The organism is Aquidulcibacter sp., from assembly GCF_020253525.1.
In the GTDB taxonomy this organism is placed as follows: Bacteria; Pseudomonadota; Alphaproteobacteria; order Caulobacterales; family Aquidulcibacteraceae; genus Aquidulcibacter.
The window spans coordinates 1-23,542 of sequence record NZ_JADCBK010000059.1 but is presented as its reverse complement, the minus strand read 5'-3'; the positions used below and the strand labels follow the sequence as shown (position 1 = coordinate 23,542).

24 protein-coding genes and 1 pseudogene are annotated in these 23,542 nt (G+C 56.2%); 8 read left to right on the top strand and 17 right to left on the bottom strand.

Features of this window, described 5'->3' with window-relative positions; translation table 11 throughout:
* Nucleotides 1-2 precede the first annotated feature (2 nt).
* Complete coding sequence (locus IOB61_RS07915) at nucleotides 3-494, bottom strand: lysozyme inhibitor LprI family protein (protein ID WP_290814782.1); 492 nt, start codon at nucleotides 492-494, stop codon at nucleotides 3-5.
* A gap of 155 nt (nucleotides 495-649) precedes the next feature.
* Here IOB61_RS07915 and IOB61_RS07910 point away from each other — a divergent pair, with 155 nt between their 5' ends.
* A complete protein-coding gene (locus tag IOB61_RS07910; RefSeq protein ID WP_085339032.1) occupies nucleotides 650-1,441 on the top strand; it encodes a SapC family protein in 792 nt (263 codons plus the stop codon).
* Nucleotides 1,442-1,505: 64 nt separating this feature from the next.
* On the opposite strand, the gene IOB61_RS07905 is transcribed toward IOB61_RS07910, so the two are convergent.
* Nucleotides 1,506-2,075 carry a TMEM165/GDT1 family protein gene (locus IOB61_RS07905; protein ID WP_290814777.1) on the bottom strand — a complete coding sequence of 190 codons (570 nt, stop codon included), beginning with the start codon at nucleotides 2,073-2,075 and terminating at the stop codon, nucleotides 1,506-1,508.
* Between the two features lie 17 nt (nucleotides 2,076-2,092).
* Nucleotides 2,093-3,229: an iron-containing alcohol dehydrogenase gene (locus IOB61_RS07900; protein WP_290814774.1), complete on the bottom strand. Its 1,137-nt coding sequence runs from the start codon at nucleotides 3,227-3,229 to the stop codon at nucleotides 2,093-2,095.
* 154 nt (nucleotides 3,230-3,383) lie between these two features.
* On the opposite strand from IOB61_RS07900, the gene IOB61_RS07895 reads away from it, so the two are divergent.
* The 3 genes from IOB61_RS07895 (at nucleotide 3,384) to IOB61_RS07885 (ending at nucleotide 8,037) form a co-directional block, all read left to right on the top strand.
* Complete coding sequence (locus IOB61_RS07895; protein ID WP_290814771.1) at nucleotides 3,384-5,201, top strand: dipeptide ABC transporter ATP-binding protein; 1,818 nt, start codon at nucleotides 3,384-3,386, stop codon at nucleotides 5,199-5,201.
* A gap of 119 nt (nucleotides 5,202-5,320) precedes the next feature.
* On the top strand, nucleotides 5,321-6,175 hold the full coding sequence (locus tag IOB61_RS07890) for a MaoC family dehydratase (protein WP_290814768.1): 855 nt from the start codon (nucleotides 5,321-5,323) through the stop codon (nucleotides 6,173-6,175).
* Nucleotides 6,176-6,204: 29 nt separating this feature from the next.
* Nucleotides 6,205-8,037, top strand: a complete 1,833-nt coding sequence (locus IOB61_RS07885) for a DUF885 family protein (RefSeq protein ID WP_290814766.1) — start codon at nucleotides 6,205-6,207, stop codon at nucleotides 8,035-8,037.
* A 10-nt stretch (nucleotides 8,038-8,047) separates the two neighbouring features.
* Here the strand turns inward: IOB61_RS07885 and hisN are convergent, their stop codons facing one another.
* The 10 genes from hisN to IOB61_RS07835 all read right to left on the bottom strand — a co-directional run bounded on the left by hisN (nucleotide 8,048) and on the right by IOB61_RS07835 (nucleotide 17,311).
* Nucleotides 8,048-8,839, bottom strand: coding sequence for a histidinol-phosphatase (hisN, locus tag IOB61_RS07880; protein WP_290814763.1), 792 nt, complete (start codon nucleotides 8,837-8,839; stop codon nucleotides 8,048-8,050).
* Between the two features lie 2 nt (nucleotides 8,840-8,841).
* A complete protein-coding gene (locus IOB61_RS07875; RefSeq protein WP_290814760.1) occupies nucleotides 8,842-9,975 on the bottom strand; it encodes a PQQ-dependent sugar dehydrogenase in 1,134 nt (377 codons plus the stop codon).
* Nucleotides 9,976-10,016: 41 nt separating this feature from the next.
* A complete protein-coding gene (locus tag IOB61_RS07870) occupies nucleotides 10,017-10,460 on the bottom strand; it encodes a hypothetical protein (protein ID WP_290814757.1) in 444 nt (147 codons plus the stop codon).
* Between the two features lie 70 nt (nucleotides 10,461-10,530).
* Nucleotides 10,531-11,394, bottom strand: coding sequence for a flagellin (locus tag IOB61_RS07865; RefSeq protein ID WP_290814756.1), 864 nt, complete (start codon nucleotides 11,392-11,394; stop codon nucleotides 10,531-10,533).
* Between the two features lie 144 nt (nucleotides 11,395-11,538).
* A complete protein-coding gene (locus IOB61_RS07860) occupies nucleotides 11,539-11,976 on the bottom strand; it encodes a hypothetical protein (protein ID WP_290814753.1) in 438 nt (145 codons plus the stop codon).
* Nucleotides 11,977-12,209: 233 nt separating this feature from the next.
* Nucleotides 12,210-13,085 (bottom strand): flagellin, encoded by an 876-nt coding sequence (locus IOB61_RS07855; protein ID WP_290814750.1) that lies wholly within the window; start codon nucleotides 13,083-13,085, stop codon nucleotides 12,210-12,212.
* A gap of 230 nt (nucleotides 13,086-13,315) precedes the next feature.
* Complete coding sequence (locus tag IOB61_RS07850; protein ID WP_290814746.1) at nucleotides 13,316-14,140, bottom strand: flagellin; 825 nt, start codon at nucleotides 14,138-14,140, stop codon at nucleotides 13,316-13,318.
* Between the two features lie 240 nt (nucleotides 14,141-14,380).
* Nucleotides 14,381-15,205, bottom strand: coding sequence for a flagellin (locus IOB61_RS07845; RefSeq protein WP_290814743.1), 825 nt, complete (start codon nucleotides 15,203-15,205; stop codon nucleotides 14,381-14,383).
* 238 nt (nucleotides 15,206-15,443) lie between these two features.
* Nucleotides 15,444-16,268 (bottom strand): flagellin, encoded by an 825-nt coding sequence (locus IOB61_RS07840; protein WP_290814740.1) that lies wholly within the window; start codon nucleotides 16,266-16,268, stop codon nucleotides 15,444-15,446.
* 218 nt (nucleotides 16,269-16,486) lie between these two features.
* Nucleotides 16,487-17,311 (bottom strand): flagellin, encoded by an 825-nt coding sequence (locus IOB61_RS07835; RefSeq protein WP_290814737.1) that lies wholly within the window; start codon nucleotides 17,309-17,311, stop codon nucleotides 16,487-16,489.
* Between the two features lie 31 nt (nucleotides 17,312-17,342).
* On the opposite strand from IOB61_RS07835, the gene IOB61_RS07830 reads away from it, so the two are divergent.
* The 4 genes from IOB61_RS07830 (at nucleotide 17,343) to IOB61_RS07815 (ending at nucleotide 20,625) form a co-directional block, all read left to right on the top strand.
* Complete coding sequence (locus IOB61_RS07830) at nucleotides 17,343-18,023, top strand: DUF1761 domain-containing protein (RefSeq protein WP_290814734.1); 681 nt, start codon at nucleotides 17,343-17,345, stop codon at nucleotides 18,021-18,023.
* Nucleotides 18,024-18,111: 88 nt separating this feature from the next.
* Nucleotides 18,112-18,876 carry a 5'/3'-nucleotidase SurE gene (surE, locus tag IOB61_RS07825; RefSeq protein WP_290814731.1) on the top strand — a complete coding sequence of 255 codons (765 nt, stop codon included), beginning with the start codon at nucleotides 18,112-18,114 and terminating at the stop codon, nucleotides 18,874-18,876.
* Nucleotides 18,873-19,514, top strand: coding sequence for a protein-L-isoaspartate(D-aspartate) O-methyltransferase (locus IOB61_RS07820; protein WP_290814728.1), 642 nt, complete (start codon nucleotides 18,873-18,875; stop codon nucleotides 19,512-19,514). The genes surE and IOB61_RS07820 overlap by 4 nt, the downstream gene beginning before the upstream one ends.
* Nucleotides 19,515-19,575: 61 nt before the next feature.
* The gene (locus IOB61_RS07815) at nucleotides 19,576-20,625 is read left to right on the top strand and encodes a LysM peptidoglycan-binding domain-containing M23 family metallopeptidase (protein ID WP_290814725.1); all 1,050 of its coding nucleotides are present in this window, start codon (nucleotides 19,576-19,578) and stop codon (nucleotides 20,623-20,625) included.
* Nucleotides 20,626-20,672: 47 nt separating this feature from the next.
* On the opposite strand, the gene IOB61_RS07810 is transcribed toward IOB61_RS07815, so the two are convergent.
* The 4 genes and pseudogenes from IOB61_RS07810 to IOB61_RS07795 all read right to left on the bottom strand — a co-directional run.
* Nucleotides 20,673-21,521: an ATP-binding protein gene (locus IOB61_RS07810; RefSeq protein ID WP_290814722.1), complete on the bottom strand. Its 849-nt coding sequence runs from the start codon at nucleotides 21,519-21,521 to the stop codon at nucleotides 20,673-20,675.
* Complete coding sequence (gene mtgA / locus IOB61_RS07805) at nucleotides 21,518-22,198, bottom strand: monofunctional biosynthetic peptidoglycan transglycosylase (RefSeq protein WP_290814808.1); 681 nt, start codon at nucleotides 22,196-22,198, stop codon at nucleotides 21,518-21,520. The genes IOB61_RS07810 and mtgA overlap by 4 nt, the downstream gene beginning before the upstream one ends.
* A 77-nt stretch (nucleotides 22,199-22,275) precedes the next feature.
* The gene (gene queG, locus IOB61_RS07800; protein ID WP_290814719.1) at nucleotides 22,276-23,415 is read right to left on the bottom strand and encodes a tRNA epoxyqueuosine(34) reductase QueG; all 1,140 of its coding nucleotides are present in this window, start codon (nucleotides 23,413-23,415) and stop codon (nucleotides 22,276-22,278) included.
* Between the two features lie 9 nt (nucleotides 23,416-23,424).
* Nucleotides 23,425-23,542: pseudogene (locus IOB61_RS07795) on the bottom strand (glutathione S-transferase family protein); the annotation flags it as partial.

Sequence of the window (23,542 nt, the reverse complement as noted above, 5' to 3'; positions counted from 1 at the left end):
GCTTACTCCTCGCCCATGTCTTTCAGCCAGCGCACGCGCTCAGACGTTTTTTCCACCATGCAGCCCGCATAAAGCGGGCCACGAATGGTGCCGTCGATATAGGCTTCATACACGGCGGCGCAGTCTGCATCGCGGCTGACAATCCACGCCCGTTGCGCTTTTTGCAGCTTCAGTTTCAGATTGGGCGGCGAGGCAGCGATCACGGCACGATAGCGTTCGTTCAGGATGATGTCCCACGCCTTATGGGTCGTCATGGTACATTCGGTGATTGATAAAGTGGTGTCAGGCTGATCATGGGCGGCTTGGCAGGCATCATAGACTGGCTGGCCACATTCTGTGCCGGGTTTGGCCTTTGCCAAGCACACGCGAAACTCTGCCATGGCTTTGGGGGTGGGCACATTTTCTTGCGCCTGCACCGGGCTGATCCAAGCAACCGCACCAGCAATGATGCTAAGCCCAGAAAGTCCTGTTTTGATCTTTTGGGAATGGGACATGCAGGCCTCCTCAACACGAACTAGCGGGCGCTGATTGCCACCCTAACCCACTTGTCGCCCCTGTCACCCTCGCACCACACAGGCCAATTGCAGAGCAAGGTTGGCCTTTTGCTTAGAAACCGCTAGAAGCCCGCGACCTAACGGAGTTTCTCACCATGTCTGACGCCCAAACCGGCGCGCCTGCCCTTACCGGCAACGTCCTTTTGTACAAAAATCCAGAGCCCTTGTCTTTGGAAGCCCATAACAAACTGGGCCTGAAAAATATCGAACGCCCGTTTGGCTTTGTTGAAACCACCCATGTGGTTCCTCTGACGGTGCAAGAATTCGGCATGGCTGCAACGACGTTGCCCATCATCTTCGCCCCAGACCGCAAGACGCCATTGGCGGTCTTGTCGGCGCGTTCGGGTGAAAACCTCTATGTCGACGCAACCGGCAATTGGGAATTGGATGGCTATATCCCAGCCTTCATCCGCCGCTATCCCTTCGTCTTTGCTGCCGACCAGCAAGGCGACAATTTCGTGGTGTGCATCGACACGCAAGCCGAAATGATTGGCGAGAACCCAGACCTGCCTTTGTTCGAAAATGGCCAGCCAACGGCCTATACCAACAATGCGATGGAATTCTTGCAGGACTTTGAGCGTCAGCGCCGTGCCACGGAAGAATTCATGCAGGTCATCACTTCCATGGACATCTTGGAAGAAAAGAGCGTCACCTTCACGCCAACCAATCCAGATGGCAGCCAGGGTGAGCCTGTGAAGGTTGCCGATTACATTGGTGTGTCGGAAGAAAAGCTGAATGCTTTGCCAGCCGCAAAACTGTTGGAACTAAAGCAAAAGGGCTGCTTGGGCGCGATCTATGCGCATCTGGTGTCTTTGTTGCATTGGCAAAAGCTGATCCAACGCACCCTGCGCAACGCACCCCCAGAAGTGGTTGCCGGCAACGCCTAAGCGTTTTTAAAGCTCAGACAAACCAAAAGGCGACCCATCGCGGGTCGCCTTTTTTGTTGGATGGCTAGGTGGCCGTCAGCGCCGCCACCACGACCCACACACCAATCGCGGCAAAAATGCCAGAAGCGATCATGCGCACGACATTGAGGGGCACGACTTTGGTGGCGGCTTGGCCCAGATAGACGGCCGGCACATTGGCCAGCATCATGCCCAAAGTCGTACCAATGGTGACCAGCGTAATATTCTCAAACCTTGCTGCCAGAAGCGAGGTGGCGATTTGGGTTTTGTCGCCCATTTCCACGAGGAAGAAGGCGATCACGGTGGTCACAAACACGCCACCATGGGATTTGGCACCTGCATCCTCATCCTCTTTGTCGGGGATGAGCGCCCACGCGGCCATGGCGATAAAGGCCACACCAACGCCCACTTGGAACCATTTGCCGGAGATCAATTGCGCCACGCCAAAACCCACACTGGCCGCCATGGCGTGATTGATAAGGGTTGCAACAAAAATCCCTGCGATGATGGGCAGCGGCTTATTGAACTTGCAGGCCAGAACAATGGCCAGCAATTGGGTTTTGTCCCCGATCTCGGCAATGACGACAATCAGGGTTGAGAGCCAAATGGCTTCCATGGTTCAAATCTCTTTCGTTAGCCGTTCAAGGCTGCAGCAAATAGAGCATGATAATCCGCTTCACTGGCCTTCCTGGGGTTAGACAAATGGGCAATATCGACCAAAGCATTGGCGACAATGCCGTCTGCATGGTCGTTGGACAGGCCAAGAACCGAGAGATTGGCCGGGATGCCCAAGGCTTGATTGAGGCTTGCCAAAGCGTCGGCCAAGTCTTCATGGGGCTTGAGGCCCATTGCGTCGCGAATGCGGGCCTCGGCATCTGGGCGCACGCCCGCGTTAAAGCGCATCACATGGGGCAAGAAAATGGCGTTCAGCGTGCCGTGGTGCAGGCTGGGGCTTTTGAGACGACCTGCAGCGTGCGAGAGGGCATGGACGCTGCCCAAGCCCTTTACAAAGGCCAGAGCGCCTTCGGTTGAGGCCATCATCATATGCCAGCGTGCTTCCTTGTCTGAGCCATCTTTGACGGCGCGGGCCAGCATGCCATCGCGCACAGCCCGCACGATCCCATCAGCGGCAATCGCATCACCCGGCGGATTAATCGCGGGTGACATGATGCTTTCAATACAATGGGTGACGGCATCCATCCCGGTTGCCGCAGTCAGCCCCGGTGGCAAGCCAAGTGTCAGATCGGGGTCACAAATGGCGATAGCAGGGATCAAATGCTTGGAAACGAAAAGCTCTTTAATGCCAGATTCCAACACGATCACCGCACCAATCGAGACTTCAGAGCCTGTGCCCGAGGTGGTGGGAATAGCGATCAGCGGTGGGATTTTCCCGATCAAGCGCGAACCGCGTTGGGCTGCACCATAGCGGGCGAGGGGACCCTCACCACTGACCAATAGGCCAACCCCTTTCGCCAAATCCATCGACGACCCACCGCCTAAAGCGATGATCGAATCTGCGCCGGCTTCTTTATAGAGGGCGGTAGCGGCCAGTGTGGCCGCTTCGGTTGGGTTGCCCGGCGTCTCGTCAAACACCGCAGCAGGTGGGCTGCCTAGGGCGTCGAGCACGGTCTGCAACAGGCCAGCTGCGACAATGCCGCGGTCGGTGACAATCAGGGGACGGCTTGCGCCTAAGCTTTGCAGCGCCTTACCAGTCTGGCTCACAGCACCATGATCAAAGCGGGTATCGGTCAAATAAGGAAGGCTGGCCATTGAGTGTTTCCTGAGCAAAACGATGTTTCTTGCGACCTTATTGGCACCGCCCGTGCGCCGCAATGTGGTCACATGTGCTTGAACACATAGACCGCAGGGAAATGCAAAGCTAAGTCGTAGTTTCGAAATTGTTTCTTCAAGGAACCTCGCCCTTATGTCCAGCCCGATTTTGTCCGTCCGTGACCTCTCTGTGACGTTCTCAACGCCTGATGGTTCCGTTCGTGCGGTAAAAGGCATTGATCTGGACATTATGCCCGGTGAATGCGTCGCGGTCGTGGGCGAATCTGGATCAGGCAAGAGCCAAACCTTTATGGCGACCATGGGCCTATTAGCGTCTAATGGTGTCGCCACAGGCTCGATCAAATTCAAAGGTCAAGAATTGCTTGGCCTGAAACCTACCGAACTCAATGCCATTCGCGGCAAGCAAATGGCAATGATCTTCCAAGACCCGCTAACCTCTTTGACCCCCCATATGAAAGTGGGGGAGCAAATGTATGAAGTGCTGAAATTGCACATGAATATGCAGGGTGAGGCCGCAACCAAGCGCTGTGTGGATTGGCTGGAGCGCGTGCGCATTCCAGAAGCGGCACGCAGGCTCAATCAATATCCCCACGAACTTTCCGGTGGCATGCGTCAACGGGTGATGATCGCCATCTCTATGTTGTGCGAGCCTGCCCTTTTGATCGCCGATGAACCGACCACAGCTCTTGATGTGACGGTGCAGGCGCAAGTGCTGGAACTGATGGATGAATTGAAGCGCGATACGGGGGCTGCGATTGCGCTGGTCACCCATGATATGGGCGTGGTCGCGCGCTTGGCCGATAAGGTCCAAGTGATGAATAAGGGGCTTTATGTCGAAACCGGCGATGTGCGCCAGATTTTCGCTGCCCCGAAAGATCCCTATACGCAGAAATTGCTGGCCGCCGTGCCGCGCCTAGATCGGCCAGAGCGTAAGGGTGTGCCCTTGGCGGACCCGCCAAAGGATAGCGACCCCATTTTGGTTGAAGCCAAGAATCTGCAAATCCATTTCCCCGTAAAAGTCTCTGGTGGGTTGTTTCCCAAGACCAAGCCTTTGCGCGCGGTCGATGGGGTCGACTTGACCATTCGGGCTGGCGAAACTGTCGGCGTGGTGGGGGAGTCGGGCTGTGGTAAGTCCACCTTGGCGCGGGGTGTTTTGCGCTTGGTGCCAACCACGGCGGGCGAAGTGGTTTGGCTTGGCAAAGGCGTGACACAGGCCTCGCGCTATGATTTGCGCGCGTCTCGCAAGGACCTCACCATTGTGTTCCAAGACCCGTTGGCAAGCCTTGATCCGCGTATGACGATTGGGGCGTCAATCGCTGAACCTCTCGAAGTTCATAAGCCCGGTATTGGCAAGCAGGAACGCGATGCCATGGTCAAGGATATGATGAACCGGGTGGGCCTCGATCCTGATTGGATCAACCGCTATCCTCATGAGTTTTCCGGCGGCCAGAACCAGCGCGTCGGCATCGCGCGCGCGATGATTTTGCGGCCCAAATTTGTGGTGTGCGACGAGGCGGTTTCAGCCCTTGATGTGTCGATCCGCGCACAAATTATTGATCTGCTTCTGGATTTGCAGCGTGAATTTGGCCTCGCCATGCTGTTTATCAGCCATGATTTGGCCGTGGTGCGCGAAGTCAGTCACCGGATCATGGTGATGTATTTGGGCCGCGTGGTGGAAACGGCAGACCGCAATTCCATCTATCTGAACCCACGCCACCCCTATACCCAAGCCTTGATCTCGGCCGCGCCCATCCCGGACCCAGAGCTGGAAAAGGCCCGTCCGCGCATCCGCTTGGAAGGCGACCTACCTTCGCCCATGGACCCGCGCGCCCAATTGCGCTTCATGAAGTCGAAATTGGTCGATGGCGATGGCCCCCAATATCGCCCGCAATTGCTGGAAGTAGCACCCGGTCACTGGGTGGCAGAGCACGATCCCGTCGCCGCTGTTTAGGGCGAGATCGCGGCTTGACTTAAGGCAGTGGGGCCACGCGCGCCCCCTTGCGCCCCGCTGATTTATTCTGTCACATGGCTGAAAAGCCAAACGAATATAGCACAGCTGGAGGAACACCCATGGCGATCAATTATGAGCATGTGATGTCGCTGACATCCAAGGACCAAGAATTTTCCTATGGCGATACACAGACCATGCTCTATGCCTTGGGCATTGGCATGGGTGCCGACCCGATGGATAAGGGAGAGCTGCCATTTGTCTATGAAAATGGCTTGAAGACCATCCCGACCATGGCGACCGTTATTGCCTGGGGTGCTGGCCGGGTTGGCGATACGGGCATTAATTATGCGATGGTGGTCCATGGCGAACAGCGCCTAACCATGCACAAGCCCTTGCCCGTCGCAGCCACGATTTTGGCCGATAGCCGCTTTGTTGAATGCTTGGATAAAGGGGCGGGTAAAGGTGCGGTTCTGATTAGCGAGACCGTGATCCGCGATAAAAAGGACAATAGCGCGCTGTGCACCCTGACCTCCTCCATCTTTGCCCGCGCCGATGGCGGCTTTGGCGGACCTAGCGAAGGGGGCCCAGAAACCCACCCCATTCCAGACCGCGCGCCGGATATGGAAGTTGATATCCCAACCAGCCCAGATCAAGCTTTGATCTACCGCTTGTCAGGCGACAGGAACCCGCTGCATGCCGACCCCGATTTTGCCAAAATGGTGGGCTTCCCCCGTCCGATCCTGCATGGATTGTGCACCTATGGTCTGACCTGCCGGGCGGTGTTGTCGGCCTATTGCGGCAATGATCCCAGCCTGATTTTGAGCCATGATGTGCGCTTTTCATCGCCCGTTTTCCCCGGCGAGACCGTCAGCGTTCAGTTGTGGCGCGATGGCAATGTGGTCTCGTTTGAAGCGCGCGTGAAATCGCGCGACGTAGTTGTGATCAAGAATGGCAAATGCGTGCTGGCTGCCTAAGGGCGGCACCAATTAAGAGGGTAAGCGAGATGAAGCTAACGCGGCGGGATGCCCTTTTGGGCACGGGGGCAATTGGGGCCACGGCGTTTTTGTGGGGCTGTGCGGACAAGACGGCCGCCAATCCAGACCTGAAAGCGGTGATCGATTCTATCACCACGGCCATGCTGAAAGACTCGCCAGAATATGCAACCAGCCTAACCGTACCAGAAGCCTTGGCTGGCGGGCCCTATAAGGGCCGGGTGACCGACATGTCGGCCGCGGCAGAAGCTGCCCGCAATCAATGGGTGGCTGGCTGGATCAAGGACCTAGAGGCCATTAAGCCAGACAGTCTAAATCCAGCGGATAAGCTTACCCATGCGGTGGTCTTGTCATCCACCCGTTATGCCGCTGCTGCCGCGCCCATGGGCTATGGTACGGCCGGTTATGGCTCGCCCAATCCCTATATTCTATCGCAATTGACCGGCAGCTATGTCGGCATACCCGACTTTCTGGACAGCCAGCATGTGGTCAAAACCAAGGATGATGCAGATGCTTGGCTTGCCCGGGTTGAGGGTTTCGCCGGACAAATGGGTCATGAGGTTGAGCGCGTAAAAGCCGATGCGGCCAAAGGCGTAATCCCGCCCAATTTCATCATCGACCGGGCCCTTGGCCAATTGCGCACCTTTGCAAAAATCCCTGCCGCTGAAACCGTCTTGGTATCCGGCTTGGTTCGCAAGGCGAAGGAATCGGGTCTCGATAGCGATCAATTGGGCGCAGCCGCCACCAAATTAGTTGCCGAGAAAGTCCTGCCCGCCTATCAGGCCCAAATTGCCTTGATGGAAGAGCTGCGCACCAAATCGACCGCCGATGCCGGGGTGTGGAAATTGCCGCAGGGCGATGCCTATTATCAAGCGGCAACGGGCTATTGGACCACCACCAAAATGTCGCCCAATGAGATCCATGAATTGGGCCGCGATCTGGTGCGCTCTTTCGGGTCGCAAATGGATGAGGGCCTAAAGAAGCTTGGCATGACCCAAGGCAGCGTGGCCGAACGGATGAGCGCTTTGGCCAAGGATCCGAAATATCTCTACCCCAATACCGATGCTGGCAAAGAACAATTGCTGGCAGATTTGAACAAGCAAATGGCGGACCTGAAGAAGCGCCTGCCAGAGGTCTTTGCCACACTGGCCAAGGCTGATTGCGAGGTCAAGCGCGTGCCGGCCTATACCGAAGCAGGTGCCCCCGGTGGCTATTATCAGTCGCCCGCGCCAGACGGGTCGCGCCCGGGTGCCTATTATATCAATTTGCGCGATACCGCGGCTTGGCCAAAATGGTCCTTGCCGACTTTAACCTATCATGAGGCCCAGCCCGGCCATCATTTGCAGATTTCCTTGGCTCAAGAGGCCCAAGGCCTACCATTCCTGCGCTCTAAAATGTTGTGGTTTGGTGCCTATGGCGAAGGCTGGGCCCTCTATGCAGAGCAATTGGCCGACGAGATGGGTCTCTATGAAAACGATATTGCTGGCCGCTTAGGCTATGCCCAGTCGGCAGCCTTCCGGGCCGCCCGCCTCGTGGTTGATACCGGTCTCCATTCTAAAAAATGGACGAAAGAACAGGCTGTTGACTATATGGTCGAAGCCACGGGCGACACGCGCGATAGCATTGTGACCGAAGTTGAGCGTTATTGCGTTTGGCCGGGTCAAGCCTGCAGCTATATGGTCGGCAAAACCAATCTGATCCGCTTGCGTGCGGACGCGAAAACCAAGCTGGGCGACAAGTTCGATATCAAGGCGTTCCACGACCAAGTCTTGCTGCCCGGGCCACTGCCCCTCGACGTGCTCGATTCTGTGATTGTCGACTGGCAGAATAGCGTCAAAACCTAAGGGGCGGGCGCTACTTCCCTGCCACAAAGGCCAGGGCCTTGGCGTGAAGGGCAGGGCAGCCTGCTGCGATGATATCGCCACCCTTGGGGTGATGACGGCCCTGCCAGTCGGTGACAACACCGCCTGCCGCCTCAATAATGGGGATGAGGGCGGCAATATCGACATCTTTCAGGCCAGGCTCCACCACCAGATCAATATGGCCGTGCGCTAACAAGGCATAGGCCGTGCAGTCGAGGCCATAGCGGGTGAGGCGGGTTGCCGCCCGTAACGCCAAAAAGGCGTCATGCTGGGGCCCCTGAAACAGGAAGGGATCGGTTGTGGCCATCAGCGCTTGATCAAGGGCTATATTCTTGCGCGTCATCAGGGGGAAACGTGCCCGCCCGCGCGACCAAAAACCCCGATCCGGATTGGCGGCCCAGCGTTCATCGGCAAAGGGTTGGTCCATAATGCCGACTAAGGGCTTATCCTCAAACCGCGCACCAATCAGCACGCCCCAAGTCGTGGTTCCGGCAATGAAGGCGCGCGTGCCATCAATTGGGTCTAAGACCCAAGTCCAGCCAGAACTGCCGTCATGATCGTCAAACTCTTCCCCAACAATACTATCGTGGGGTCGTTCGGCGCGGATTTTCGCTCGCATCGCCTCTTCAGCGGCCTTGTCAGCCGCCGTGACAGGATCAAAGCCCGTCTCGGCCTTGTTTTCAATGGCAGCCGCCGCCCGGAAATAGGGAAGGATTGCGGCACGGGCCACGTCGGCCAGCTCATGGGCAAACGCGAGGACTTCTTGGGTGGCAATCGACGTCATGATTAGTTCGGGCTTAGGCGCAACACTTTGCCTTCGGGATCATCGGTGAGGACGATCAAGCTCCCATCTGGCGCTTGTACCATGGCGCGATACCGCTCTTCCCGCTCAGTCAGCAGGGTCTCTTGGGCTTTCACAGCCCCGTTTTCGAGGTCGATACGGCGGATTTGTTGACCCGCCAAAGCGGTGACAAGCAGGTCACCCTTCCATTGCGGGAATAGGTCGCCGGTATAAAATACCATGCTGGATGGGGCGATGGAGGGCACCCAATAGACCAGCGGTTGTTCCATCCCTTCGCGCTTGCTTTCCAAGCTGATGGGGGCACCAGAATAATCCACGCCATAGGTAATGACGGGCCAACCGTAATTCTTGCCGGGCTGGAGGACATTGACCTCATCACCCCCCTTTGGGCCATGTTCGTGGGCATAAAGAGTGCCGCTGGCGGGATCGCGCGCAATGCCTTGGACATTGCGGTGGCCATAGGAATAGATTTCAGCCCGTTTGCCCGCTTGGCCGATAAATGGATTGCCGGGGGCAGGGGCACCTGTATCGGTGATGCGCACGATCTTGCCCAAATCGCTCGACAAATCTTGCGCCTTATCGCGATATTTATAGCCATCGCCCAAGGTCACAATCAGCGTCTTGTCGGGCAGGAACAACAAACGGCCACCAAAATGGGCTTGGGTCTCACGCTCGGGCACGGCGTCAAACACTGGCTCAACATTGGTCAGCGCCGTGCCGTCAAATGTGCCGCGTATCACCGCCGTATGGTTGGATGATTTCGTTCCCTTGGCAAAGGAGAGATAGACCAAACGATTGGTCGCAAAATCCGGGTGCAGCGCTACATCAAACAGACCGCCTTGCCCATCGTTCAACACCGCAGGCACACCCGTGATCGGTGCCTCAACCAATTTGCCATCGCGAATAAGCCGCAAGCGGCCATCGCGCTCTGTCACCAGAATGGACCCATCGGGCAGAACGGCCGCCCCCCAAGGAAAGCCCAGACCGCTGGCAATCTCGGTGACCTTTAAGGTCTGTGGGGCAGCTGCTGCGGGGGCTGTCGTCTTGGCTGCGGGTGCACAGGAGGCCGCAATGACGAGGCTGGAGGCGATCAGGAAACGAACACAGTGATTCTTCATACTGCTTCCATAACCTGACTTAGGCCCTTGGTGAAAGAGCTTTAGCCTTTCTTGGCCTTGGGTGGCCGGATCAGCTTGAGATCGAGGGCTTCCTGCTCAGTCAAATTGACCAAGCTGACGAGGGTGCAGACCGAGGACTGAGAGGAAATTTCCCTAAAAATCAGAGTTGTATTGTCATCTATCCCCATCCGCGTATTGACGGGCTCAAGCGAGAGGGCGTCGCGCGGATCGCCAGCTCCCCGACAGACCATTTCCCCGCGGAACCAGTTATTGCGCGCTGTTTCGAGATAGACGACGCGATCATTACCTTCTTCGCGTCGCACCACAAAGTTGCGGACCTGACGGGAGGACAAAATTCGCGCACGTGGCCGACCCGCATAGGGGTCGCTGACAGCGGGCTTCGCATCGGCAGGCTTGGTTGGGGCAGCTTGTTCAGAAGTTGGTCCAAAGCTTGCGGCCAAAAGCATCGTGAGGGAAATCAGCATCAGACTTACCTTTCCTGTCGCACCTAAAGCCAAACTCCCCAGCTTAGCGGAGGATCAGACTATCTCTGATTTAGGTGTCCCGCAAGAGATTCAAAATCGCCCTTGGTGCCTGATTGGCCAAGGACATGGCCTGAACAGATAATTGCTGCCGCGTTTGAAGGGCTTGTAGTTGCGCACTTTCATAGGCCAAATCGGCATCCACCATCTTCCCAATTCCGGCGGTGACGCTGTCTTTCAATTTTGAGAAATAGACGGCTTGATTTTCGATTTTTTTGCTGGCGGCCCCCAGACGGGAAAGCTCTGTATTGAGATAGTCGAGGCTCGCGCTAACCCGCGCTGCGGCTTCAGCACTATTGGTTGGGGTGGTCAGGGCTGTGCTGCTTCCCAGATACATGGCAGTAGCGGGGCTTGCCACTGTGCCTGGGCTTGCGGGCAAGGTTAAGTCTAATACGGGCAGGTCAAGACTGGTGGAGCCATTGGTGCTGGCCAAGAAGGTGACACTGCTGCCGGCAGGCCCAGCCAACAGATTCTGCCCGTCAAAGGATGCATTGGCGATGATGCCGGCGATCTGGTCGCGTAAGGCAATGAAATCCGCATTATGGACGGCGCGGCTTGTGTCTGAGATTGAGGGATCACTGGCGGCAACCGCCTTTTCCCGCATTTGTTTGAGAACATCTGAAAGCGCAGAGCCGGCCGCAAGGGCTACATCGGCGATGCTGGCCGCCCGGTTCAGGCTGGTGGTAACCGCTTCCAGGCTGCTGGCTTCAGCCCGCTGTTGCTGGGCAATGCCAAAGGTGGCGGCCCCGTCGCGGGCACCACTGGCCTTTAGGCCCGTGGAGATGCGATTTTGGACATGTTCGACGCCACGATTAACCGTGTTAAAATTCTGGACGGCGCCCAAGGCTGCCAAATTGGTGTTGACGGTAGAAGCCATATTAACCCCCTCGCTTGTCTAAAATGGAGGGTGTCAGACTTCAAATGATTTGGATAACCAATGGTAAACGCCACCAAAACCGCAATTTTGGTGGTTAAGCGCGACCTTTAGCGTCGCGTCGACATTTTTTGAACGCAAGCTGTTTTAAGCTTTTGCGTCGATCATCACGCCACGCATCGCGGCGCGTTCTTCATCAGCAGCCAGAGTAGTCAACGTACTTGCCAAATCTTCAATCGGCCAGATCCGCGTGACTTCGCCCGTCACCCGATCCACTGATTTATAGATGAAGCCTTGGGAGTCTTTGTTCTTTTCAATCACCAAGGATTTGTTGGTGCCCATGATCTTTTCAACCATGGCAATACGTTGCTGTGCCTCAAGCTCATCTTGCACCGTCTCGACGGGCTCAGAATTGGCTTTCAAGCCTTCCGGGCGCTTGTAATCATTGGATGGCGCGCGGTCGTTGGTTTGCTGATTGCGAATGTTTTTGGACGCTGGTTGCACGACAACCGCCTCCTGCCCCGGACGTATTGGGGCAATTGGTGCGGTTTGTGCCAGCGAGATGTTCTTCGTCTCGATGTTCATCCGATCCTAGGCCGATGTCGCCATCGGTCCCCTCCAGTTCTTGTGTACCAGGCACGTCTACTAAAGTGCCTAGGTCATAATGACCCATCCTTAGGGTAACACAGGACCATCAAGGGAAGGTTTTTGGAATCGACCGCATTTTAGATAAAATTAAGACTTATTACGTCGATTTGATCGACCAAAAGATAGGCCCGGCATCGCTGCCGGGCCCCAAGAGTTTTTTGGAACTTCTCTTAGCGGAACAGCGAGAGGGCTGTTTGCGAAGAGGAATTCGCGATCGACAGAGCTTGAACGCCCAGCTGTTGCTTGACCTGCAAGGCTTGAAGCTTGGCGCTTTCTTTGGCGAGGTCGGCGTCAACGATGGCCCCGATCCCGTTGGTCAAAGCATCTTGCAGTTTACCGATAAAGGTGCGGTGAACTTCTAAGCGCTTTGCACCTGCACCCCAGGTTGCCAAGCGCGTCCCGAGGTTATCGATCGTGGTGTTGACCAGACCGAGGGCAGTCGTGGCGTTGGCGGTCGACGAGATGTTTTGGTCTTGACCAAAGCGCATGATTTCGCCAGCCCCAACAGACACAGTGGTTGCCCGAAGCTGCATCCCTGCACCCCCGACAGTGATGGTGTTACCACCCGCCGCGTCACCCAAAGCCACCGCATCGTTCACGGCGTTGGCCGTTGTACCGTTGGCTTGGAAGTTCCGGATCATATTGGCACCGTCGAAGGAAGCGTTTTCAACGATGCTGACGATTTGGTTGCGCAGCTGACCAAAGTCTGCGTCCAAAGCGGCTTGGGCAGAGGCAGAGTTACCCGATTGGGTGGCTGCCAAGGCTTTACCCTTCATTTCGTTCAACAATTCCATAATGCTTTCACCCGCAGCAATGCCGGTGTCGAGAATGGAAGCTGCACGGTCTACCGATTCACGGACCCGGTCATAGGCACCGACATCGGACCGCATTTTGTTGGCAATGGCGAAAAGCGCGCCATTGTCCTTGGCTGACGAAACTTTCAACCCGGTTGAAATCGCAGTTTGTGTGCGTTCCATCTGGCTGTTCGTTCGGTTCAGCGTCTGCAGGGCCACCATGGCCCCTTGGTTTGTGTTGACACTGATCATTCTTGATCTCCTAGCTCATACGCGTCTCGTGCCGTTCAGGCGCGAAAGTCTTTCAGACTCGCGGACATGGTAAGGGAAGCTGGGATATTTTCTGTATTCAACTTCGATACAATTTTATTGAACTAAGTATAACCGATCAGAAACTATGTATAAAATTCACGTGATTAAATAAAAAAAGGGCTTGGATTGCATTAATCCAAGCCCATTCTATTTTAAGTTTATTGTTGTTCTTAGCGGAACAGCGAGAGCGCTGTTTGCGAAGAGCTGTTGGCAATCGACAGAGCTTGAACGCCCAGCTGTTGCTTGACCTGCAAGGCTTGAAGCTTGGCGCTTTCTTTGGCGAGGTCGGCGTCGACAATGGCACCAATCCCGTTGTTCAAAGCATCTTGCAACTTACCGATGAAGGTGCGGTGGACTTCCAAGCGCTTTGCACCCGCACCCCAGGTCGCCAATTGGGTCCCTAAGTTGTTGATGGAGGTGTTGACCAAGCCCAAAGCGGTTGTTGCGTTGCCGGTGGTATCAACGGCCGACGTAGCCGTAACCGTCACCGTTGCACCACCCAAGGCCAAGCTGGCACCGTTGACGGTGATGTTGTTACCGCCTGCTGCGTCACCCAAAGAAACCGCGTTATTTGGAGTGGCGGCAATCATGTTCGCGCCGTCAAACGAAGCGTTGGCGACGATGCTGGTGATTTGGTCGCGCAATTGCGCAAAGTCGGCAGCCAGTGCGGACTGAGCCGAAGCTGAGTTACCAACTTGGGTTGCAGCCAAAGCCTTACCCTTCATTTCGTTCAACAGCTCCATCACGCTTTCACCGGCTGCGATACCGGTGTCGAGGATGGAGGCTGCGCGGTCGGCTGATTCCCGCACGCGGTCATAGGCCGCGACGTCTGAACGCATTTTGTTCGCAATCGCGAATAAGGCACCATTGTCTTTGGCCGAGGCAACTTTCAAACCGGTGGCAATCGCGTTTTGCGTCTTGTCCATTTCGTTGTTGGTGCGGTTCAAGGTTTGAAGCGCAACCATAGCGCCTTGATTGGTATTTACGCTGATCATTCTTGATCTCCTTACTGGTACATGTCGCACGCTATTCAGGCGTGGAAGCCATTTAGACTTACCCAGCAGGATAGAACTCAGACCCGTATTTTCTGTTTTTGAAATAGAATCAATTTTACCGAACTCTTGGTAAGTTCAAGTATACGATAAAATAAGCAGCCAAATATCAGCATTGATTGCAAAAAAAGGGCTTGGATTGAAGCAATCCAAGCCCAATCTATTTTAGGTTTATTCTTGGTCCTAGCGGAACAAGGATAGCGCCGTTTGCGACGAAGAGTTCGCAATCGACAAAGCCTGCACGCCCAGCTGTTGCTTGACCTGCAAGGCTTGCAGCTTGGCGCTTTCTTTGGCGAGGTCGGCGTCGACGATGGCGCCAATCCCGTTATTCAAAGCATCTTGCAGCTTGCCGATGAAGGTGCGGTGCACTTCCAAGCGCTTTGCACCCGCACCCCAGGTCGCCAATTGGGTACCCAAAGCGTTGATGGAGTTGTTGGTGGCGGTCAGGGCTGCTGCCGAGGTGGTGGCGTCGGTCAAGACGTTCGTACCGGCAACGCTGATGGTGGTGCTGCCCAACGCCAAGCTGACGCCGGTGATGGTGATGGTGTTACCACCTGCTGCGTCACCCAAAGAAACTGCGTTGTTTGGGGTTGCCGCAATCATATTGGCACCGTCAAACGACGCGTTAGCCACGATGCTGGTGATCTGGTCGCGCAATTGCACGAAGTCCGCAGCCAAAGCAGCCTGAGCTGAAGCAGAGTTACCGTTTTGGGTGCCGGCCAGAGCCTTACCCTTCATTTCGTTCAACAGCTCCATGATGCTCTCGCCAGCGGCAATGCCGGTGTCGAGAATGGAAGCTGCACGATCGGCTGATTCCCGCACGCGGTCATAAGCCGTCACGTCCGAACGCATTTTGTTCGCAATGGCGAACAGCGCGCCATTGTCTTTTGCCGAAGCAACTTTCAAGCCGGTGGCAATCGCGTTTTGCGTCTTGTCCATCTGGTCGTTGGTGCGGTTCAAGGTCTGCAGGGCAACCATGGCACCTTGATTGGTGTTTACGCTGATCATTCTTGATCTCCTTACGAGTACTAAAGTCACGCCATTTAGGCATGAAAGTCATTCAGACTTGCGGAGACACTAGGTTTCATTGGCGGATATTCTGTTCTGCAAATAGAAACAATTTTATCGAACTCTTGGTAAGGGCGAAATATAATGAAGAATTGGGCTGGAATAGCAGTTTAACAAACAAAAAAGGGCTTGGACTATACATGTCCAAGCCCATTCTATTTTAGATTTATTCTTGAACTTAACGGAACAAAGATAGCGCCGTTTGCGACGAAGAATTAGCAATGGACAAAGCTTGAACGCCCAATTGTTGCTTGACCTGCAAGGCTTGCAGCTTGGCGCTTTCTTTGGCGAGGTCAGCATCGACAATGGCGCCGATCCCGTTGCTCAACGCATCCTGCAGCTTGCCAACGAAGGTGCGGTGCACCTCAAGGCGCTTTGCACCCGCACCCCAGGTCGCCAATTGGGTCCCCAAGGCCGTGATGGAAGCATTGACCTGGCCAAGGGCCGTGGCCGATGTGGTGTTGTCGGTCAGAACCGCGCCCGCTGCCACAGTAATGGTCGTGCCACCCAAGGCCAAACTGGCCCCGGCGATGGTGATGGTGTTCCCACCGGCTGCATCACCCAAAGCGACCGCACTGTTGGGGGTAGCTTGGATCATGTTTGCGCCGTCGAACGAAGCATTGGCAATCACGCTGGTGATTTGGTCGCGCAATTGCAGGAAGTCGGCGGCCAATGCGGCTTGAGCAGAGGCGGAGTTACCCGTCTGCGTACCGGCCAGAGCCTTACCCTTCATTTCGTTCAACAATTCCATAATGCTTTCGCCAGCAGCAATGCCGGTGTCTAGGATGGAAGCTGCCCGATCAGTCGATTCCCGCACGCGGTCATAGGCTGTCACGTCAGAACGCATTTTATTGGCAATGGCGAACAAGGCACCATTGTCCTTGGCAGACGCAACCTTCAAACCCGTGGCAATCGCGTTTTGCGTCTTGTCCATTTCGTTGTTGGTGCGGTTCAGAGTCTGAAGGGCCACCATGGCCCCTTGATTGGTATTTACGCTGATCATTCTTGATCCTCCGGAACGTACTAAAATGCATCTTTCAGATGCACCGATCATTTTGATCTACGCGATGGTAACACCGGAGATGAAACATACTTCTAATAATTGGATACAATTTTATGGAGTAGGTATTTTTTCTCACATCAATTTGAGGTAAATGAAAAAAAGGCCCAAGCATTTCTGCTTGGGCCAATTTATACGATACTTTTTTCTTCTTATATTCTTTAGCGGAACAGCGACAAAGCGGCCTGCGAAGAGCTGTTTGCAATCGACAATGCCTGAATGCCCAACTGCGACTTGGTTTGCAGAGCTTGCAGCTTTGCGCTTTCCTTGGCCAGGTCGGCGTCCGAGATGGCCCCAATGCCGTTGTTCAACGCATCTTGCAGCTTGCCGATAAAGGTGCGGTGCACTTCCAAGCGCTTTGCGCCAGCACCCCAAGTTGCCAATTGGGTGCCCAAGTTGGTGATGGAGGTGTTGACCAGGCCAAGCGCGGTCGTTGCGTTGCCTGCGGTATCAAGTGCCGAGGTTCCCGTGACGGTGACCACGCTGCCACCCAGCGCCAGACTGACGCCAGCAACCGTAATCGTGTTACCGCCCGCGGCATCGCCCAAAGCGACGGCGTTGTTTGGTGTGCCGGCAATCATGTTTGCGCCGTCAAATACGGCATTGGCAATGATGCTGGTGATTTGGTCGCGCAATTGCGCGAAGTCGGCAGCCAGAGCGGATTGAGCCGAAGCTGACAAGCCCGTTTGCGATGCAGCAAGGGCCTTGCCCTTCATCTCGTTGAGAAGTTCCATAATGCTTTCGCCAGCAGCAATGCCCGTATCCAAGATAGAGGCTGCGCGATCGGTTGATTCACGGACGCGGTCATAAGCGCCGACGTCGGATCTCATTTTATTGGCGATAGCCCAGATCGCACCATTATCTTTTGCGGTGGCGACCTTCAAACCCGTTGAAATTGCATTTTGGGTTTTGTCGAGTTCAGAATTGGTTTTGTTCAATGTTTGCAGCGCGACCATGGCGCCTTGATTCGTGTTTACGCTGAGCATTTCTTAGCCCTCATCCATACTAGGTTGTCACTTGCATTCAGCAAGCCGTATTCGTTTTGAATACCTGACCACGCTACCAGTGAGTTCTAAACGTCCTGTTGAGGAGTATGGTAAACAAAAAACTAATTCAAAAGAATTGCAGGTGTTCTCAGGTATAGATTTTTACTGGCTATCTTCTGATTTTTTCTATGTATTTTCAGTGATTTCAGCTCAGTCTTCTGCGCCAATTTTTGCTTTGTGCCATCCTTGCTTTTGTAATAGTCTCGATAAAATTTTATCAAAAGGGCGGGGGAAAAGTAACATGCGCGTCTTGGGTATTAAGCTCGTCCCGCTGATCCTTGCCTCTGTGGCGATCTATAGTGTCGGCGCGCTTATTTATGGCGTGCTGTTTTCAGCCCAATGGATGGCTCTATCGGGCTATACGCCAGAGCAATTGGCCGGTGAACAATGGCGGATGGCCTTAAGTCCTGTCATGCCGGTCATGATCACAATCGGCATCGGTCTCCTGATTAAGGACCGCGGCATAACAACTTGGCTTTCCGGTTTGAAACTGGGTGCACTGGTGGGGCTTTTGTTTCTGGTCGCGGCCCGGCTTTATAATTATGCCTATGGCAACGAACCCTTGGGGCTTCTGCTTCTCGACTCTGCCCATCTTATGGCCAATGGCATGATTGCAGGCGCAGTTTTGGGTGCGATGAAAGCCGCCGAATAAGAGGCTCGCGAAGCAGTCCATGAAGTGATACCCCGTGCCAAAGCCAATCAGGCTGAACCGATGATTCTGGTTCCACAGGGGATCTTTCTTGCGCATTTTGATTTCAAACGACGATGGCATTCATGCGCCGGGCTTGGCGGTTTTGGAACGTATCGCCCATGCGCTCAGCTCAGACGTCTGGGTTGTTGCGCCAGAGGTTGAGCGGTCTGGGGCGTCGCGCGCCTTGACCTTGACGGAGCCTGTGCGTGTCCGAACCGTGGGAGAGCGTCGCTTTGCCTGTTCGGGTACGCCGACCGATTGTGTGCTTTTGGGCATTGATGAATTGGTCAAGGGCGGCCGTCCCGATCTGGTTTTGTCGGGCGTCAATCGCGGGCAAAATCTTGCCGAAGATACCAGTGTCTCGGGCACTGTTGCGGCGGCGGTCCAAGGCATGCAAATGGGCATCCCGTCGGTTGCGCTGTCCCAAGCGGTCAATTTCCGCGTCGGCCACCCTATTCCCTGGCACACGGCAGAGGCCCATGGCGCAGAGGTCTTGCGCAAGCTTTTGGCCAAGCCTTGGCCAGATGGCGTTGTGATGAATGTCAATTTCCCCGATTGCGAACCCGAAGATGTCACGGGCCTCGAGGCCACCTTCCAAGGCTTTCGCGACGAGTGTATTCACCAGATTGACCGGCGCAGCGATCTGCGCGGCAATGATTATTATTGGATCGGCTATCGCGGGAAGCTCTCTAAACCGCCGCTCGGCTCAGACCTTCTCGCGATTTATGAGAACCGCATCTCGGTTTCGCCGCTCCATATCGATATGACCGAGCATGGCGCTTTAACGGCCCTGCGGGAGGGATTGGAAGCATGAGCCAAGAAGATGGGCGCGCCCGTATCGTCCTCGCGCTCCGCAAAGCGGGGGTGACAGACCCCTTAGTCCTACATGCGATTGAGACCATCCCACGCGAAGTCTTCATGTCGGCGGGCTTTGAGGGCCGGGCTTGGGAAGATGCGGCTTTGCCAATCGAATGTGGCCAAACCATTAGCCAGCCCTATGTCGTGGGCATAATGACGGCCGCACTCGAACTCACCGGGCGCGAGAAGGTTTTAGAGATTGGCACAGGCTCGGGCTATCAGACGGCCATTCTTTCTAAGCTTGCCCGTCGCGTCTTTACGTTGGAGCGTTATCGCACCTTATTGCGCTTGGCCCAGAGCCGTCACGAAGCGCTAAAGCTCACCAATATTGTGTCCAAATGCAGCGATGGGGGCTTGGGTTGGCCAGACCAAGGCCCGTTTGACCGCATTATCTTCACCTGTGCAGCCCCAGTTCGGCCAGATGCCTTGCTGGCGCAATTGGCCCCGGGCGGGATTTTGGTTGCCCCGGTGGGGGCGGGGGCGGTGCAGGAATTACTCCGCTATCGCCTGCGTGGGGATGGGGTTTTTGAAGAAGAAGCGCTGATGGATGTGCGCTTTGTGCCACTCTTGCCGGGCGTCGCGCGCGAGGTTTGACACCCGGTCCTGCGCGCGCTCGGAAACGCCTGCTTAACCATGTTGTGCGACAGCTTGGGTCATGCGTCGCGCCGTCAGCCTTCTTCTTATAGCCGCCCTCGCCACCAGTGGCCTCTCGCCCGTGGCCGCCCAGCCTGCGCCGGGCATGGCCGACTTTGATCCGCAAAATCCTCCGACCGAGACGCGGGTGATGCGGGGAGAGACGCTGTATGCCATTGCAGAGCGCACCCGCTCGCCCTTAGCCGGGCTTATTCAAGTCAATGGCTTGCGCCCACCTTATGCCCTGGCGCCCGGTCAAGTGCTGAAACTGCCCCCCCTGAAGGTGCATATCGTCCGCCGCAATGAAAGCTTTGCCGCAATTGCACGGCGCTATAGCGTGGATGAGCGTTCGCTAGCCTTATTCAACCGCTTTCCACGCCCGGTGAAGGTACAACCAGGCCAGAAAGTCATATTGCCTGCTTTGGTGCGCGACCAATTGACCGGTCTTGAGCCGCAAGATCTTGTCACCCTATTGGCCAGTGAAATGGCTGCAGGTAGGACTGTCAGCGGCGCTGTGCCGGGCCAATTGCGGCCTAATCTTGAAGCGGGCCCTGTCGCCCCCGTCACCCCAGCCCCAGCGCCGCCTAGACGGCCTGTCGCAGAGGCCCCAAAGCCAAAGCCGGGGCCAAGCGCCCCTGCGATTGGCCCACAAGCCACGCCCAATAACCTTGCCGCACTGCCCAATTTCATCTGGCCTGTTCGCGGTCGCGTGGTGGAGACTTTCGGCACTAAAGCGGATTTGCGCGTGGTTGATGGGATCGAGATTGAGGCCCCGGCGGGAACCCCCTTTAAGGCTGCCGCCTCTGGCACCGTTGCTTATGTCGGCAATCAATTGGCGGGCTATGGCTGGCTTGTGCTGATCCGCCATTCCAGCGACTATATGACCGCCTATGCCTTCGCCAATTCGGTCAATGTCCGTGAGGGCCAAACCGTCACGCGTGGGCAAGTCATCGGCCAAGTCGGCCAAACCGGCCGCGCCCGTTCCCCGCGCCTACATTTCCAAGTCCGCCACGCCACGAAGCCGGTCGATCCGGTGCCATTTTTGGGGTCAAATAGCGCTAACCCGACCTGAGGCGGCGAGGGGCTGCTTCTAAAGACTTAGAAGCGGTTTGGTGCACCCTAATCTGCCAAATCGACCGAGAGCCCCAGTTGCCCGGCGCGGTCAATCACGAATTGCCACGCGCTGCGGCCAGAGCGGGCACCGCGTTGGGCGGCCCATTGTAGGGCGGTGCGGTCCAGTTCAGGGTCGTCTGGGGCGAGGTTGAGGGCGTGTGCATAGCCGTGCACGATCGAGAGCCACGTGGGCTGGTCCAAGCTCTGGAAGCCCAACCACAGCCCAAAGCGTTCGGGCAAAGCGACTTGTTCTTCAACCGTTTCTTCGGGGCGAAATTCGGCTTGGTTGCCGTCTGGGCGATTGATCAGATGGCGCCGGTTGGAAGTTACATAGACCAAAAGATTGGCCATGGCGCCCGACACGCCGCCATCCAACACGCTTTTCAGCGCCTTATAGGTCTCATCTGCCCCTTCAAACGACAAATCGTCTATGAAGACCAAGGCGCGCCAGCCTGCCTCACTCAAACGATCGGCGAGATCGGGGAGGCTTTTCAAATCTGTGCGCGCGATCTCAACCAATTTGAGGCCGGGGTGCTGTTTGCACACCTGGTGATGGACGGCCTTGACCAAGGCGCTTTTGCCCGTGCCGCGTGCCCCCCACAGCATGGCATGATTAGCCGGATGTCCGGCGGCAAAGCGCTCTGTATTGAGAAGCAGCCGCGCCTTTTGCGTCTCAACCCCTTGGATCAAGTTCAAGGGCACGCGACGGGGCTGGGCGACGGGGCTTAAGCGCATCTGATCGCCGCGCCAGACAAAGACGTCATGGCCATCTTGGGCCGGCAAGGGTGCCGGTGCCGGCGCCAAACGCTCCAAAGCTTCAGCAATGCGGTTTAGAAGCGCGCGTTCCTCAATCATGACTTCTGCTTCTTCTTGGGTTGGATACGGATGCACGAGCCCAAACCGCTTTCGCGCACAATGCGGGCACCTTTCACAATGCCATTGGCTTTTCGCGCCACGCGGCGAGATGGCTTCGTCGGGCTCCATTTGGCCGGTGAGGGTAAGATGGCGGCAAGGCGGGCTGCCTGCATCGGGGTCAAGTCCTTGGCATGTTTGCCGAAATGATAAAGCGCGCCCGCCTCGGCACCAAAAATGCCGGGGCCAAACTCAGCCACGTTCAGATAGGCTTCCATGATGCGTTGCTTGGGCCAGAGGGTCTCGATCAGAACGGTAAAGCCCGCCTCCAAGCCTTTGCGCACCCACGACCGTTCTGGCCAAAGAAAGACGTTTTTTGCAGTCTGCTGGCTGATGGTGGAACCACCGCGCAGCTTGCGCCCTCGCTCATTGCTCTTCACCGCTTTCTGGATCGCGACCCAGTCAAACCCATCATGGCTACAGAATTTAGCATCTTCTGCCGCGATCACCGAATAGACCAGATGCGGGCTAATCTGATTGAGGGCGACCGGGTTGCGCCGCACGTCCTTGCCTTGGAAAGCGCGCTCGACCATCAAAAATGTCCCCGGAATGGGCACGAAGCGATAGATTAAGGTCCAGATGATGGGGGCCAGCGCGAGGAAGAGCATGACTTTGCCCAAACGCCCCCAAAAGCCGCTGCGAGGCTTTGGCTTTTTAGTCAGCGGGCGTGGCTGAGGCGCGGGGCTGGTAGCGAGGTTCAAAGTGGCTGTTCCCATTCGGCGCGGACAGACGCGTCGAGCTCATAGGCCATACTGGTCTCTGCCAAAGCTGAAAAGTCCTCGGGCGACATCAATTGTTTCAGCGCCCATATGGCGGCCCCGCGCACCAAAGCGCTCTCATGCTGGCTAAGATGCTGGGCGGCAGGCACAGCATCGCGGTGGTGGCTATTGCCGAGGCCGATGGCGACATTGCGTAAAAAGCGTGCCACGCCGATGCGCTTGACCGGGTTTTTGGCAAAAAGCGCGCGAAACCCTGCATCATCCAAGCGGGCAAGATCTGTCAGCCGCTGCTGCGTCAAGGCCTCGCGCACCTGCAATTTCGTCTCGCGAGCGCTTTGCGCGAATTTGTTCCAAGGGCAAGCGGCCAAACAATCGTCACAGCCATAGATGCGATTGCCCATCGCGGCGCGGAACTCCACCGGAATCGGGCCTGCATGCTCAATCGTGAGGTAAGAGATGCAGCGCCGTGCGTCCAATTGATAGGGTGAGGGGAAAGCCTTGGTCGGGCAGATATCCAAGCACGCTGTGCAGGATCCGCAATGATCGGAGCTGGGTGCATCAGGTGTCAGGTCTTCAGCGATCAGGATGCAGCCCAAGAAGAGCCATGAGCCAAACTCGGTCGAGACCAAATTGGTATGCTTGCCCTGCCAGCCAAGGCCAGCCCGCGCCGCCAATGGCTTTTCCATCAAGGGGGCGGTGTCGACAAAGACTTTGACTTCCGCGCCACTTTGGCGATTCAACAGCCCCGCAAAGGCCTTCAGCTTCTTTTTGATCACATCATGATAATCATCCCCGCCGGCATAGACCGAGATATTGGCTTGCTCGGTCTGTGCCAATTTATCCAACGGGTTTAGGTCTGGCCCATAATTGACCCCCAGCATGATCGCAGTCTTTGCCCCCTCCCACATGGCGGTAGGGTGGCTGCGGCGGTCGAGCGTTTCTTCCATCCAGCCCATCGAGCCGTGATAGCCTGCTGCGACAAAGGCGCGGAGCCTAGCCTCTGCCTCCCACGTGGCGCGTGCGTCGGCTAGGCCGCAGACGTCAAAGCCGTGTTCATAGGCAAGTTGCTTGACGGAGGCGGCATCAAGAATCTTTTGGTTGGACGCGGTCTTGGCCAAAGCGCCCTCCTAAAAGTCCAAATCACCATAGTGCGGTGGGGGGGAAAGACCCGCCAGCAAGTCACCCAGAAGGGGTCTGAAAGCCGGGCGCTGTTTCAAGCGCGCATACCAATCCTTGCCCGCTGGC

Bases quoted from the DNA above. Each gene is read 5' to 3' on its own strand.
- IOB61_RS07835 (WP_290814737.1), bottom strand. From the start codon at position 17,311: ATGCTCAGCGTAAACACGAATCAAGGCGCCATGGTCGCGCTGCAAACA.
- IOB61_RS07910 (WP_085339032.1), top strand. From the start codon at position 650: ATGTCTGACGCCCAAACCGGCGCGCCTGCCCTTACCGGCAACGTCCTT.
- IOB61_RS07870 (WP_290814757.1), bottom strand. From the start codon at position 10,460: ATGCTGATTTCCCTCACGATGCTTTTGGCCGCAAGCTTTGGACCAACT.
- IOB61_RS07885 (WP_290814766.1), top strand. From the start codon at position 6,205: ATGAAGCTAACGCGGCGGGATGCCCTTTTGGGCACGGGGGCAATTGGG.
- IOB61_RS07865 (WP_290814756.1), bottom strand. From the start codon at position 11,394: ATGGCTTCTACCGTCAACACCAATTTGGCAGCCTTGGGCGCCGTCCAG.
- IOB61_RS07810 (WP_290814722.1), bottom strand. From the start codon at position 21,521: ATGATTGAGGAACGCGCGCTTCTAAACCGCATTGCTGAAGCTTTGGAG.
- IOB61_RS07890 (WP_290814768.1), top strand. From the start codon at position 5,321: ATGGCGATCAATTATGAGCATGTGATGTCGCTGACATCCAAGGACCAA.
- IOB61_RS07845 (WP_290814743.1), bottom strand. From the start codon at position 15,205: ATGATCAGCGTAAACACCAATCAAGGTGCCATGGTTGCCCTGCAGACC.
- IOB61_RS07895 (WP_290814771.1), top strand. From the start codon at position 3,384: ATGTCCAGCCCGATTTTGTCCGTCCGTGACCTCTCTGTGACGTTCTCA.
- IOB61_RS07820 (WP_290814728.1), top strand. From the start codon at position 18,873: ATGAGCCAAGAAGATGGGCGCGCCCGTATCGTCCTCGCGCTCCGCAAA.
- IOB61_RS07850 (WP_290814746.1), bottom strand. From the start codon at position 14,140: ATGATCAGCGTAAATACCAATCAAGGCGCTATGGTTGCGCTTCAAACC.
- IOB61_RS07905 (WP_290814777.1), bottom strand. From the start codon at position 2,075: ATGGAAGCCATTTGGCTCTCAACCCTGATTGTCGTCATTGCCGAGATC.
- hisN (WP_290814763.1), bottom strand. From the start codon at position 8,839: ATGACGTCGATTGCCACCCAAGAAGTCCTCGCGTTTGCCCATGAGCTG.
- IOB61_RS07900 (WP_290814774.1), bottom strand. From the start codon at position 3,229: ATGGCCAGCCTTCCTTATTTGACCGATACCCGCTTTGATCATGGTGCT.
- IOB61_RS07860 (WP_290814753.1), bottom strand. From the start codon at position 11,976: ATGAACATCGAGACGAAGAACATCTCGCTGGCACAAACCGCACCAATT.
- IOB61_RS07840 (WP_290814740.1), bottom strand. From the start codon at position 16,268: ATGATCAGCGTAAATACCAATCAAGGGGCCATGGTGGCCCTTCAGACT.
- IOB61_RS07855 (WP_290814750.1), bottom strand. From the start codon at position 13,085: ATGATCAGTGTCAACACAAACCAAGGGGCCATGGTGGCCCTGCAGACG.
- IOB61_RS07815 (WP_290814725.1), top strand. From the start codon at position 19,576: ATGCGTCGCGCCGTCAGCCTTCTTCTTATAGCCGCCCTCGCCACCAGT.
- IOB61_RS07915 (WP_290814782.1), bottom strand. From the start codon at position 494: ATGTCCCATTCCCAAAAGATCAAAACAGGACTTTCTGGGCTTAGCATC.
- IOB61_RS07875 (WP_290814760.1), bottom strand. From the start codon at position 9,975: ATGAAGAATCACTGTGTTCGTTTCCTGATCGCCTCCAGCCTCGTCATT.